Consider the following 13,087-nt stretch of genomic DNA (forward strand, 5'->3'; position numbering starts at 1 on the left):
CTCCTTGTCGGCTTCGGGGACGAAGCGCATCGCCCCTAACGCCCGAAGCCCAATGTCGGTCCATAGGCCGCCCGGGTCAAGCAACCCCGGGGTGCGTCATACCGCCGGGTGGATCAACCCAGCGGACGATCGGCCAGCACCACGGCCCCTTCACGGCGCATGCGGTCGGCCTCGATACGGCGCATCACCGCCTGGGCCTGCGGATCCTCGACCGCGCCCCCGATCAGGATCAGGGCACGGGCGGCCTCGCCGGACACACCAAAGGCATTGGCCAGGGCCTCGAATGGCGACTGCTGCTCGGGGAAGCGCTTGATGCGGACCGAGGCGTCGGGGTCGATACCGGCCAGTTCGCGCGCCTTGGCGATCGCCTCTGTCACGCCGCCCAGCTCGTCGACCAGACCCAGTTCGAGCGCCTGGGCACCCGTCCAGACACGGCCCCGGGCGATCTCGCCGACCCGCTCGCGCGGCAGGTTTCGGCCCCGCGCGACCAGGGTGATGAAGTCGCCATAGATGCGGTCCATGGTTCCGGCAAAGGCCTCGCGCTGGGCCGGGGTGAACTCGTCGCCAATGGCATAGGCATCGGCATATTCGCCGCCGACCGACAGGCCGCGCACATCCACGCCGAACCGGGCCAGCGCATCACGCAGCACCATCTTGCCGCCGAACACGCCGATCGACCCGGTCAGGGTCGAGGGCTGGGCCACGATGTAGCTGGCATCGGCACTGATCCAGTAGCCGCCCGAGGCCGCATAGGTCCCCATGGACACCACCACCGGCTTGCCTGCCGCCTTGGCCGCGCGCACCGCGGCCCCGATCTGGTCCGAGGCCTCGGGCGAGCCGCCGGGCGACGACACGCGCAGCACAATGGCCTTCACCGACTTGTCCTCGATGGCGTCATAGATGGCTTCCGCCATGACGTCGGAATAGATGGACGAACCCCCGCCGAACGGCGAACCGCCACCGCCCGAACCCGTCACAATGGCCCCTTCGCCGCCGATCACGGCAATGGCGTCGCGGCCCGAGCCGTTGTTCGGCCCGACGGCGGAGCTGTACTCGTGGAAGGGAATGATGCGGGCGCCCTTGCCGGCACGATTCAGCGCCTCGGCCTCGGCCTCCTCGACCTGACCGACCTTGTCGACCAGATTGCGCTCGCGCGCCTCCTCGGCAGTCCAGGGCCCTTCCTCGATGCTGGCCTTCAGGGCCGCGGGCGTCAGCTTGCGATCCTTGGCCGCCTGTACGATCGAGGTGTCATAGATGGACCCCATCCACGCCAGCATGGCCCCGCGGTGCGCGGCCGTGAAATCGCTCTGGGTGTAGACGTTCACCGCATTCTTGTACTCGTAGCGCTGCTCGAACTGGGGCTCGACGCCGTATTTGTCGAACGCCCGGCCCAGGAAGATCTCCTCGGCGCTGAACCCCGTGGCCTGGAAGCTGGCCGTGTCCTGCATCCACAGCTCGGACGCCGAGGCCCCGACCATATAGCTGGACATCACCGCCCCGGCGGGCATGAAGCCCTGCGAGTGGGCGATCACCGGCTTGCCCGAGGCGCGGAAGCGGCGGATCGCCTGGCGCACCTCGTCGGCGGCCGCGGGCGCCATGCCGGTCTCGGGCAGACGGACCAGCAGCACCTTGATGTTCTTGTCGTCCTCGGCCTGGGCCAGGGTGTCGACCACCTGCATGACCGACAGACCGCCGCCACCGAAAATCGCCAGCGGCGAGGACGGCGGCTGATCGCTCAGCCCGTCGCGCAGATCCAGTTCCAGCACTGCATTATGGGGCACGTCCGGCCCGGACGAACTGGCCGCCGCCATGGTGATCAGCACCATCGGCACCACAATCACAAACAGCAGCAGGCCGGTGAAGACCCCCAGCACAGTCAGGAAAAATTGCTTCATGTCGGTCGGTTATTCCCGTCGAGGCCCGGAACGGCGGACGATCGACCATAGTGGCGAAGCCGTCACCGTCAAATGAACGTCCCGTAACAGGCGAACCTGTCGCAGGCCGGATGCTGCGTCGCAGCATGGTGATTGATAGCGCGCCTCCTGATCCCTATATGAGGCGTCCCTCTGCGGGGGCTGTTCCCCGCGCCATGCCGGAGACCGCACTCCCCATGCTGGTCACCCTGATGAAGTCCAAGCTGCACCGTGCGACGGTGACCCAGGCCGACCTCGACTACGAGGGGTCGATTGCCATTGACCGCGACCTGCTGGACGCGGCGGACATCTATCCGAACGAGCAGGTCGATGTTCTGAACATCACGACCGGCGCGCGCTTCACCACCTATGCCATCGAGGCTCCCCGTGGCTCGCGCGTCATCGGCGTCAACGGCGCCGCGGCCCGACTGGTCCAGAAGAACGACAAGGTGATTATCGTCACCTATGGCCAGCTTCCTGCCGAGGAAGCCCGCAACTATGCGCCCACCGTCGTGCTGCTGGACGACGCCAACCACATCAAGCGCGCCGCCTGAGCAGGCAAGAAAAAGGGGTGACGCCGCGCGCCACCCCTCTCCTGCTCTGCACCCGACCCTATCGGTTCAGGTCGTAGATTCCCGTGATATCCACCCGCACGGTCAGCTCGCCCGGCGCGACCGACGTCCCGGCGTCCGCCGATTCCATCGCGGCCATGCCTCGCGCATAGGGCATCGGCGGCGACACGCTCATCGAGGTGCCCTCGTTCAGGCCACGGATACCACCCAGTTGCACGCCCAGTGCCTCGGCATACAGGCTGGCCTTGCGCTGCAGGTCCCGCACGGCCAGACGCCGCGCCTGATCCTCGGCCGCCGTCCGGTCGGTCAGGCCGAAGCTGATCCCGTCAATCTGGTTGACGCCCGCGCTGACCACGGCATCAGCCGTAGAGCCCACGCGCTCCAGATCGCGCACCGTGACGGTTACGCGGTTCACCGCCTGATAGCCGCGCAGACGGGGCGGCTGGTCAGGCTGGTAGTCGTACTGCGGCGAGAGGTTCAGACCCGAGGTCTGGATGTCCCGTTCGGCGATGCCGGCCCGACGGAGAGCCGCCATGACGCGGTTCATGCGCTCCGCATTCTGTTGCATGGCCTCCTCGGCGGTCGCCGCCTCGGTCATGACGCCGAAATTGATCATCGCCTTGTCCGGCGCGACCTTCACCTCGCCATAGGCCGACAGGCTCAGGTTCGGCGGGGCCATCATATGGTGGCTCGCGTCGCCCATCGACTGGGCAAGGGCCGGCGCCGACACACTGGTCAGGGCCAGGGCGGCGGCCATCGGCATCAGCAGGCGGAGCGGGGAACGGTTCATGAAAAACTCCTTGAGAGAGGGGCGCACGACTTCCGCACGCCACCGGGGCCAACCTGGGCCATATCGTCTGAATGAACGCGCCCGCCCCCCGGTCAGGTTCCGTTCATCGCGAAAGACGCGCGGCCGGATTTCTGCTGACAAGACCCCACTTGCCCGCCCTGCCTCCGACCTGTGTCAGGATACCGGCCATCAGCCTGCGGGAGCCACAGGGAGACGCTATTTTCGAACGCCACTCGCATATCCGCGGACACCATGGAGAAAGTGGAGTCTGTTTTGCACCGGGACTCCATGGTCCGGAATTCAGACGATTCAGACCATTCAGACCATTCAGACGGTGTTTATTCCTCCCCCGCCGGGGGAGGGGGCCGCGCAGCGGTGGAGGGGGCAGCGCAGCCGTCGCCACACTCTTTGCAACATCCCGTCCGCCTGCTAGGCCCGGACACGCCTCTGGGGGCCCGTAGCTCAATGGTTAGAGCCGACCGCTCATAACGGTCTGGTTGGGGGTTCGAGTCCCTCCGGGCCTACCAGACGCCCCCGGCTCAGCGCGGCGGGACGAACCGGCAGGCGCGGGCGCTGAAGCGGTCGCGGCAGGCTCGCTGGAAGCCGGCGGGATCCGGGCGCCGGCCAGTACCAATCCAGTGCTCCAGCGCGGCCAGGACGGTCAGATAGCTGGCGTCCTCCAGCTTGCTGTGCTGGTCCTCGTCGGTCGCGACCTGCACCAGCAGATCCGAGCGCCCCGCGGCGGCAACGGTCCCGGAATAGACCGCTTCGGCGGCATAGGAGACCGTCGGGTCATGCAGGGCATGCAGCGTCAGGGTCGGCGCCACGATCTGGCCGGTCAGGTCGGCGTCGTGGGCCAGCATGGCCACAGCCTCGGGGTCGGCGGTGAAGCGCTCGACCCCGGCGTTGAGGGCGGCATCGTCCGAGGACCCGCTGTAGACCGTCCGGCTGTTGTCGAACGGATTCCGCCCCCCGAGCCGGACCTGGACCAGATCCTGGAAGGTGAAGGTGGCCCAGTTCAGGTGGGCGATCAGCTCGTCCTCCTCAAGGCCGGTGATGGCCAGAAGCTCGCGCTTCCGGCGGCTCTGCTGGGCGGTCCGGTCCCGTCCCGACAGGCCGATCCCGGTGCAGTCGACGACACGGCGGCGCAGCTCGGCGCGGGTCATGCGCGCTCCGGCCGGCAGGCCCTGCCACACCGGATATCGGGGGTCCGTCGCCGCCGGGTGGTTGCCACATATGTACTGATAGACGGCCCTGAGGTCCGCGCGGAACTGATAGGCGCGTGTTCCCCCGTTCAGGACGCCATTGGTCAGCAGCACCCCGTCATAGGTCAGCGCCCCGGTCTCGTCGGTACCGTACAGTTCGGCGGTTTTGGCGGCGACATTGCCGCCCCAGGATTGGCCGTGCAGCAGGGTCCGTTCCGGCCGCCCGTACAGGCTCCAGTACAGGGCGCGGCTGCGGTCCACATCCTCGGCAGCCGAACGGACGCCGTATCCGCCCCTGCGATAGGACGAGCCGATCCAGGCGTAGCCTTCGCGAACCATGGCCGAGAACCGGTCCAGATCCTCAAGCGAGTCGCCCTGCTCCGGCTCGCCCAGCCGCGGGCCGCCGTGGGCGTGCACGATCAGATGGCCGTTCCAATCGTCGGGCCGGGCGATGATCAGCCACGCCCCCGCTTCATCGCGCACCGAAAGACAGGTGACGCCTGCTCCGACCGACTGCGGACAGTCGATGGGGGTGGGCTGCGGATCCTGTGCCGGATGCGGACCGGCCACGACCGGCGCACACCCCAGGGTCAGTCCGACAGCCAGCGCCACCCCGGCCAGCCGACGCCCCCACCCGAAGGGGGAGCGCCGACCGACAGGAGAGACGTCAGGGGAGGACATGACCGGCACCATGATCAGAAGGTCTTCGACACGCTGGCGTACCAGTAGCGGCCATAGGGGCGATAGACCGACCCCAGATAGCCCCCTTCGGCCAGCGGCGGACCTTCATTCGTCAGGTCGCGGACGCCCAGCCGGACCCGCGCGCCCGAGGCCGGTCCGAAGTTCTCGAACTCGTACTGGCCATACAGGTTGAAGGTCAGCTGATCCTCGACCACCCAGGGCTCGCCCGCATCACTCAGCAGGGCCGGCTGCTCGATCTCGGACGTGTAGTGCGCGGTCACGCCGACCCGCCAGGGGCCCTTGCTCCAGTTGACGTTGGCCATGGCCCGCCACTCCGGGCGACCATCCACGGCGATCAGCTGGCTGGTCAGGGGCAGCGGCGTCAGCGGGTTGATGGTCCCGGCTTCGCGGGCCGCCAGCAGCTGGTCCACGATCGGACCGGCCGGGCGCGAATACTCGAGCATCTTCGAGGCATTGAGGCTGAAGTTGAAGGTGCCCCACGCCGTCCGGCGCTTGGACCAGCGAATGCCGAAGTCGACCCCCTCGACCGTCTGCGGCAACAGATTGACGAAGCTGTCGTTGATCGACAACACTGTGCCCGCAGAGGCCAGACCGGTGCCGTCGAACAGGGCGTCATCGTCCGCATCGGGCGCGGCCCGCACGACGTTCGGGTTGGAGCTTCCCTGCACCCGAAGCAGATAGTCCAGCGCCAGTGCGGTCTGGGCACCCAGCAGGCCGACGATCTTCTCCTGTTCGATGCTCCAGTGGTCGACCGTAAAGGTGAAGTCGCCCCACTCGACCGGCACAAATGTGGGCTGGAAGACCAGACCGACCGAACGGTTGGTGCTCTCTTCCGGCTCAAGGTCCGGGTTGCCGGCAATCAGCAGCGAGGCGCTGGCCGTGCGGCCACAGTCGTTGAAGCTGGTGATCGTGTTCTGCCGCAGGTCGGCTTCACAGCGGATGTAGTCGGTGTTGGTGGCGAGGCGCGCGTACTGGGTGGCGTTGACCTGCTCCAGGTTCGGCGCGCGGAAGCCTTCGGAGTAGGACGCCCGCACCCGCACCCCGTCGACGATGTCCCAGGCCAGGGCGATCTTCGGCTTGGCCACCGAGCCGAAGTCCGAATAGTTCTCGAACCGGCCGGCCAGCTGCACGTCCAGGCTGCGCACCAGCGGGATGTTCATCTCCGGCGACACCACCGGCACCGCGAACTCGATGAAGGCGCCGAACACATCGCGGCTGCCCTCGGTATCCGGGTTGGGGCTGACAGCGGCGACATTGGACTGGTTGACCTCCCCCGACACCATGTCGGTGAAAGTGAAGGTGCCGTCCAGGTTCTCGTCCCGGTCGTCCATCTGGGTCTCGTGGCGGAACTCGACGCCGAAGGCCACGCCCACATTGCCGCCCGGCAGGGACCACAGGTCGCCGCGGCTCATCTTGAAGTCCGCGAGCGTCAGGGTGGTCTCCGACACCCGCTCCATCTGGAACAGGATGGCGTCGATGGCGACGGGCGATGACGGGGTGCAATCGCCGTAGCTGGGGGTGTCGACGCAGCCGCCGTTGAACGGATTGTAGGCGTCGGGTGTGGACAGGGCGAGCGACTGCTGCAGCGCGGTCGAGTTCACGTTCGGCGAACTGTCGGTGGCCCGGGCGCCGGAGTACAGCAGCGCCGTCTCCCAGTCGTAGCCGGCCCATTCCCCGCGCAGACCGCCCAGCAGGCGCACCTGATAGTTCTCGACCGTGACGTCCTGGAAGCCGGCGTCCACGAAGCGGTGGTTGCCCATGTAGACGGGCAGCCCCTCGTCCGGAACGAAGGTCAGTCCCGGCAGGCGATTGGGATTGGGGGCACCACCCGCGAACGTCACCGGCCCGAACGGATTCCAGTAGTTGCTCGCCGGTATCCACAGGTCGTTGAGGTTGATGACGGGCGGCTGCACCGCATGGCTTTCGGCCGCATAGAAGCCCGCCTCGCCGAAGAACTCGATCGAGTCCGTGAGCTCATAGTAGCCCGAAGCGAACAGGTTCACCCGCTCGATCGACGACCGGACGGTGGTATCGACCCGGGTGTCATACCGCATCTCGCGGTTGGTGGAGTTGTAGGCGGTGACGCCCGAGACCAGACACAGGCCGCCGTCCAGCGGCGCGCCGTCACAGCCGAAGCTGGCCGGCTGGATGCGGAAGGTGCCCGAGGTGGACGCAATCCGCGTCCCGAAGTAGCGCGGGCGGGTCGAGGAGGTGAAGCCCGGCAGCTGGAAGCGGCCCCACGGGGTGTGGGACGAGCGTCCGTCCGGCACGTCCGTGGTCTCGAAGCCCGCATACTGGCCGAACAGGGGGCGCAGGTCGTCGGTCCGGGTGAACTCCTGTTCGTCGGCCCACAGCTCTGACCGGTCGGTATAGCTGGCGTAGAGCGAGATGTTGCCGCGATCGAGGTCCTTGCCGGCGAACAGGTTCAGCTCCAGCTCGGTAAAGCCCGTGCCCTCGGCCCCGCCGTACTGGCTCTCGAAGGTCACGCCGTCGAAGTCGTCGCGCATGACGGTGTTGACCACACCGGCCACGGCGTCGGCGCCATAGATGGCGGCCGCGCCATCCAGCAGCACCTCGACCCGCTCCAGGCCCGCGACCGGAATGGCGTTGGAGTTGTAGCTCAGTACCGGCACCGTGCCCGTGTCGGACGTGCCCTGGCTGGTCGGATGCTGGACCATGCGGCGCCCGTTGATGAGCACCAATGTGTTGCCGACGCCCAGCGAACGCAGGTTGACCGAGTTGACGTCACCCCGGGCCGAGTTGCTGGTCTGGGGATTGTTGGCGGCATCGAACAGCACATCGCCCATCTGCGGGATGGAGCGGAACAGGTCGTCGCCCGACACCACGCCCGCGTCCTGGATGGCCTCGCGGTCCATGACGACAACCGGCAGGGCCGCCGTCGTCGAGGCCCCCCGGATGTTCGAGCCGACCACGACGATGTCGTCGACCTGGGTCACAGGTTCCTGCGGATCCTGTGCGGCCGGAGCCGACTGGGCCATCGCCCCCGTCGCGAACAGCGATGCGGTCAGCAGGGCCGAGCCTGCCATCAGCACCTGGCGTGTCGTCTTCAACATGGTGTCCTCCCTCGATTTTCTTCTTGTTTCTTCGGCGGTCAGTCGTCCGCCAGAACCAGATCGTCGCCCGGTCCCGCCGCCGGATCGGGCGCAGCGGCCAGCGGCTGTGGCCGGCCGTTCAGCGCCTCTCTCAGCGCGTCGGCGTCCAGCGCCTTTTCCCAGCGGGCGACGACGACCGTTGCCACGGCATTGCCGATGAAGTTGGTCAGGGCCCGGCACTCGCTCATGAAGCGGTCGATGCCCAGGATCAGCGCCATGCCGGCGACCGGCACATCGGGCACGACCATCAGGGTCGCCGCCAGGGTGATGAAGCCCGCGCCCGTGATCCCGGCCGCGCCCTTGGAACTCAGCATGGCGACCAGCAGCAGGGTGATCTGCTGGAACAGGGTCAGCTCGATGTTCAGCGCCTGGGCGATGAACAGGGCGGCCAGCGTCATATAGATGTTGGTGCCGTCCAGATTGAACGAATAGCCGGTGGGCACCACCAGACCGACGACCGAGCGGGCCGCGCCGGCGCGCTCCATCTTGGCGATCAGACTGGGCAGGGCCGCTTCGGAACTGGAGGTGCCGAGCACCAGCAGCAGTTCTTCCTTCAGATAGCGGATCAGCTTGAAGATCGAGAAGCCGTTGGCGATCCCGACCAGGCCCAGAACCCCCAGCACGAACACCAGAGAGGTCAGATAGAAGGTCCCGATCAGCGCCGCCAGATTGGCGATCGAGGCAATGCCATAGGCCCCGATGGTGAAGGCAAAGGCCCCGAACGCCCCGATGGGCGCGGCCTTCATCACAATGGCCACCAGCTTGAACACCGCCAGGCTGACCGTCTCGAACAGGTCGATCACCGGCTGGCCGCGATCCCCGATCAGCGCCAGGGCGATGCCGAACAGGATGGCGATGAACAGCACCTGCAGGATGCTGCCCGAGGTGAAGGCCCCCATCAGACTGTCGGGAATGATCCCCATCAGGAAGCCGGTAATCGTGCTCTCGTGGGCGGCCTCGGCGTACTGGGCCACCGCACCGGAATCGAGGGTGGCCGGATCGATGTTCAGCCCGTCCCCTGGCCGGACCACATTGGCGACCGTCAGGCCGATGATCAGGGCGAGGGTCGAGAAGACGAAGAAATAGCCGAACGCCTTGGCGGCAACCCGACCGACCCGTCCGATGTCGCGCATACCCGCGATGCCCAGCACGATGGTCAGGAAGATCACCGGGGCGATCACCATCTTGACCAGCTTGATGAAGCCGTCGCCGAGGGGCTTCAGGCTCTCGCCGGTCTCCGGCCAGAAATGGCCGATCAGGGCCCCGAGCGTGATGGCGACCAGCACCTGGAAATACAGGTGCTGCCAGAAGGGGCGACGATGCACGACCGGCGCCGAATCCTGATCGATCTGGATCAAACCTCAACCTCCCTCGGCGGATCATTGCCGCCGCTACGCCCGGACCCCGTTGGTCGGGATCACAGGCCGTCAGTATCAAAAGCGATGGACCGCCCCGGCAAGCGTGACGGGCCGCCGCAATAACGACATGATTTGGCTTGGTTTTCGATAGGCGCTGCTACGACGCGCCGCGATTTTGTGCGAAAACTTGCACACGGGTTGTGGCCATTTGTGCGAAAATCCGCATGCTTTGCCCATGCCCCTGTCCCGTCTGTCGGTCGCAAACCAGTGGCGAGTCTTTGCGCTCGCGTGGGTCGTGCTGGGCGCCGTGGCGGTGGCCGTGGCCGGCTCCATTGCGCGGCTGGATGCGGAGGCGGCGACGCAACGTCAGGCCGCGACCGCCGCGATCCTGCACGGGGCCGTGCTGAAGAGCGAACTGGAGCGGCAGCAGGCCGTCCCCGCCGTCCTGGCCATGGACCCCGAGCTGCTGGCACTGGTCACCGCGCCGTCGGCCGAGCGCCGCGACCGGCTGAATCCCAAGCTCGAACAGCTGGCCGGGGAGGTCCGCGCCGCAGCCCTCTATGTGCTCGACGCCGACGGCACGGCGCTGGCCGCGAGCAACTGGCGCGAGCCGACCAGCTTCGTCGGATCCAACTATCGCTTTCGCCCCTATTACGGTGAGGCCATGCGCGACGGCGATGCGGCCTTCTTCGCGCTGGGCACGGTCAGCGGGCGACCGGGCCTCTATCTGGCGCGCCGCATCGACGATGCCGACGGCGCACCCGCCGGCGTGATTGTGGCCAAGGTCGAGTTCGATGCGCTGGAGGAGACGCGGCGCAGCTCGGGCGAGCCGACCTATGTGACCGACAGGGATGGCGTCGTTCTGATCACCACCACGCCGGAATGGCGGTTCCGCACCACCCGCCCGCTCAGCGAAACGCGCCGCCGGCAACTGGCCGAACAGCAGACGATCGGCGAGCCCCTGCAGGACATGCCGTTCGCGGCCCAGGAGCCTGACCTGATCCGTATCCGGCGCCCCGAGGGCACCCGGCTCTATGCCCACGAAATCGACACCAGCATGGGGCTGGGCTGGACGCTGCACCTGCTGTGGCCGGCGGATCAGATGATGTCCCGCGCGGTCGGGGCGGCCCGCATCCTCGCCCTTCTGACCGTCGCCCTGCTGGCCGGGCTCAGCGGGATCCTGCTGCGACGGCGACAACGGGCCCGCAACCGGGCAGCCGAGGAAGAGGCGGCCCGGTCTGAACTGGAGCGTCAGGTCGCCCTGCGCACGGCCGAACTGAGCGCAGCCAACCAGCGCCTGAACCATGAAATGGAGGAGCGCCAGAATCTGGAGCGCAACCGCCAGATGCTCGAGGAGGAGCTGGTGCAGGCCAACAAGCTGGCGACCGTGGGCCAGATCGCTGCCGGGGTGGCGCACGAGATCAACCAGCCCCTGGCCGCCATCCGCACCCAGGCCGATACGGCCGGCATCTATGCCGAGCGGGGCGACGCCTCGGCCGTGCGGCGGTGCCTGGACGCCATCGCCGGCCTGACCGAGAGGGTCGGCACCATCACGGATGAGCTGAGGGCCTTCTCCCGCAAGACGCGCTCCGAGGTCGTGGCCGTCGATGTCGAGGACGCCATCGACGGCGCCCTCCTTCTGGTGTCTGCCCGTCTGAAGGAGCGCGGCATCCGGCTGGATCGATCCGGCCTGACCCCCGGCCTGAAGGTGAAGGCCGAACGCAACCGGCTGGAACAGGTCGTGCTGAACCTGCTTCAGAACGCCGTCGAGGCGCTCGCCGGGGTACCCTCGCCCGCCATCGCCCTGTCGTCGCGCCGGCAGGGTCGGAAGGTCGTTGTGCGCCTGACCGACAATGGGCCGGGGCTCACCGACGAGGTCCGCGAGCGCCTGTTCACGCCCTTCGTCACCAGCAAGGCTTCGGGCCTCGGGCTGGGGCTGGTCATCAGCCGGGACATCGTGGCCGGCTTCGGGGGCGATCTGACCCACGAACCGGGGGCGTCCGGCACCGTGTTCCAGATCGTGCTGAAGGCCGCCTCATGAGCTTCGCCTCCCTGAATGCCGTGGCCCTTGTCGAGGACGACGATGCCTTCCGCGCGGCCCTGGCCGAGCGGCTGGAGCTGGCCGGCTTCGAGGTCTCGGCCCACCCCTCGGCCGAGGTGGCGCTGAAGTCCGTAGGGGCGGGCTTCGAGGGTGTGGTCGTCACCGACCTGCGCATGCCGGGCATGGACGGTCGCCAATTTGCCGACCGGCTGAATGCGCTCGACCCCGATCTGCCGGTGGTCCTGATCACCGGCCATGGCGATATCGCCGACGCCGTCGAAGCGATGAAGCGGGGGGCCTATGACTTCCTCGCCAAGCCTTTCGCGCCCGAACGGCTGATCGAAACCCTGCGGCGCGCTCTGGAGAAGCGGGCCCTGATCCTGGACAACCGGCGCCTTGCCACCCTGGCCGCCGAGACGGAGGAGTCGATCCCCCTGAGCGGCGACAGTCCGGCGATCGTCGCCCTGCGCGGCGCGATCCGCCAGCTGGCCGACGCCGAGGTGGACGTGCTGATCGAGGGCGAGACCGGCTCGGGCAAGGAGGCGGTGGCGCGGGCGATACACAATGCCGGGCGACGGCGGCCTCGCCCCTTCGTCGCCGTGACCTGCGCCGCCCTGACGGACGCCGGGGTCGAGGCCCAGCTGATGGGGCAGGATGCCGGCTACGCCGCCGGAATCACGCGGCGGCGCGAAGGCCAGATCGAGCAATCGCATCAGGGCAGCCTGTTCCTCGACGAGATCGACCTGGCGCCACGGCTGGCGCAACTGACCCTGCTGCGGGTGCTGGAAGAGCGCGAGGTCCTGCCGCTGGGCGCCACCGAGCCGAGGGCGCTGGACCTGCGGGTTCTTGCGGCCACCCAGAACGATCCGGGCGAGGCCGTCGCACGCGGAGACCTGCGTGAGGACCTCTATTATCGCCTGAATGTCGTCCAGCTGCGCGTGCCGCCGCTGCGCGAGCGCGCCGACGACGTCCAGACCCTGTTCGCGCGCTTTCTGTCGCGCGCAGCCGCCCGGATGGGCCGTCCCCTGCCCCCGATCGACCACGCCGTGCGGCGGCGCCTGATCGAGCATGACTGGCCCGGAAACCTCCGCGAACTGTCGAACTTTGCCAATCAGGTCGCCGTGGGCCTGACCAACGGGCCCGGGGCGGACGAGGTCGACGAGGGTCTGGCCCAGCGCGTCGCGCGTTATGAGGCCGAAGTGATCCGCGAGGCGCTGAGCACCCACCAGGGTGACATCCGCAAGGTCACCGAGGCACTGCACCTTCCGCGCAAGACGCTCTACGACAAGATGGCCCGCCACGGCATCCAGCCCGCCGACCACCGCCCGCGCTGAGGCCCTCATTCATTGTCAAATGGTGCGGGTGGTCGGGCTCGAACCGACACTCCTTTCGG

At 67.8% G+C, this 13,087-nt stretch carries 8 protein-coding genes and 1 tRNA gene; 4 read left to right on the forward strand and 5 right to left on the reverse strand.

Annotated features, from left to right (window positions below):
- Window positions 1-113: 113 nt before the first annotated feature.
- On the reverse strand, window positions 114-1,895 hold the full coding sequence (gene sppA / locus J7346_RS00415) for a signal peptide peptidase SppA (RefSeq protein ID WP_209116664.1): 1,782 nt from the start codon (window positions 1,893-1,895) through the stop codon (window positions 114-116).
- A 215-nt stretch (window positions 1,896-2,110) separates the two neighbouring features.
- Here sppA and panD point away from each other — a divergent pair, with 215 nt between their 5' ends.
- Window positions 2,111-2,467 (forward strand): aspartate 1-decarboxylase, encoded by a 357-nt coding sequence (panD, locus tag J7346_RS00420; protein WP_209116665.1) that lies wholly within the window; start codon window positions 2,111-2,113, stop codon window positions 2,465-2,467.
- A 58-nt stretch (window positions 2,468-2,525) separates the two neighbouring features.
- On the opposite strand, the gene J7346_RS00425 is transcribed toward panD, so the two are convergent.
- Window positions 2,526-3,275 (reverse strand): SIMPL domain-containing protein, encoded by a 750-nt coding sequence (locus tag J7346_RS00425; protein WP_245157527.1) that lies wholly within the window; start codon window positions 3,273-3,275, stop codon window positions 2,526-2,528.
- Window positions 3,276-3,726: 451 nt separating this feature from the next.
- On the opposite strand from J7346_RS00425, the gene J7346_RS00430 reads away from it, so the two are divergent.
- Window positions 3,727-3,802 (forward strand) — tRNA-Ile (locus J7346_RS00430).
- A 12-nt stretch (window positions 3,803-3,814) separates the two neighbouring features.
- On the opposite strand, the gene J7346_RS00435 is transcribed toward J7346_RS00430, so the two are convergent.
- The 3 genes from J7346_RS00435 to J7346_RS00445 are packed head-to-tail and all read right to left on the reverse strand — an operon-like array spanning window position 3,815 to window position 9,650.
- Window positions 3,815-5,161: a hypothetical protein gene (locus J7346_RS00435; RefSeq protein WP_209116667.1), complete on the reverse strand. Its 1,347-nt coding sequence runs from the start codon at window positions 5,159-5,161 to the stop codon at window positions 3,815-3,817.
- A gap of 14 nt (window positions 5,162-5,175) precedes the next feature.
- Window positions 5,176-8,256 (reverse strand): TonB-dependent receptor, encoded by a 3,081-nt coding sequence (locus J7346_RS00440; RefSeq protein ID WP_245157528.1) that lies wholly within the window; start codon window positions 8,254-8,256, stop codon window positions 5,176-5,178.
- A gap of 38 nt (window positions 8,257-8,294) precedes the next feature.
- The gene (locus J7346_RS00445; RefSeq protein WP_348521434.1) at window positions 8,295-9,650 is read right to left on the reverse strand and encodes a dicarboxylate/amino acid:cation symporter; all 1,356 of its coding nucleotides are present in this window, start codon (window positions 9,648-9,650) and stop codon (window positions 8,295-8,297) included.
- A 238-nt stretch (window positions 9,651-9,888) separates the two neighbouring features.
- Here J7346_RS00445 and J7346_RS00450 point away from each other — a divergent pair, with 238 nt between their 5' ends.
- Window positions 9,889-11,694, forward strand: a complete 1,806-nt coding sequence (locus tag J7346_RS00450) for an ATP-binding protein (RefSeq protein ID WP_209116669.1) — start codon at window positions 9,889-9,891, stop codon at window positions 11,692-11,694.
- Window positions 11,691-13,028, forward strand: coding sequence for a sigma-54 dependent transcriptional regulator (locus J7346_RS00455; protein ID WP_209116671.1), 1,338 nt, complete (start codon window positions 11,691-11,693; stop codon window positions 13,026-13,028). Before J7346_RS00450 ends, J7346_RS00455 begins: the two co-directional genes overlap by 4 nt.
- The last annotated feature ends 59 nt before the right edge of the window (window positions 13,029-13,087 follow it).

Source organism: Brevundimonas sp. A19_0, assembly GCF_017744255.1.
GTDB lineage: Bacteria > Pseudomonadota > Alphaproteobacteria > Caulobacterales > Caulobacteraceae > Brevundimonas.

Bases quoted from the DNA above. Each gene is read 5' to 3' on its own strand.
- sppA (WP_209116664.1), bottom strand. From the start codon at position 1,895: ATGAAGCAATTTTTCCTGACTGTGCTGGGGGTCTTCACCGGCCTGCTG.
- panD (WP_209116665.1), top strand. From the start codon at position 2,111: ATGCTGGTCACCCTGATGAAGTCCAAGCTGCACCGTGCGACGGTGACC.
- J7346_RS00425 (WP_245157527.1), bottom strand. From the start codon at position 3,275: ATGAACCGTTCCCCGCTCCGCCTGCTGATGCCGATGGCCGCCGCCCTG.
- J7346_RS00435 (WP_209116667.1), bottom strand. From the start codon at position 5,161: ATGTCCTCCCCTGACGTCTCTCCTGTCGGTCGGCGCTCCCCCTTCGGG.
- J7346_RS00440 (WP_245157528.1), bottom strand. From the start codon at position 8,256: ATGTTGAAGACGACACGCCAGGTGCTGATGGCAGGCTCGGCCCTGCTG.
- J7346_RS00450 (WP_209116669.1), top strand. From the start codon at position 9,889: ATGCCCCTGTCCCGTCTGTCGGTCGCAAACCAGTGGCGAGTCTTTGCG.
- J7346_RS00455 (WP_209116671.1), top strand. From the start codon at position 11,691: ATGAGCTTCGCCTCCCTGAATGCCGTGGCCCTTGTCGAGGACGACGAT.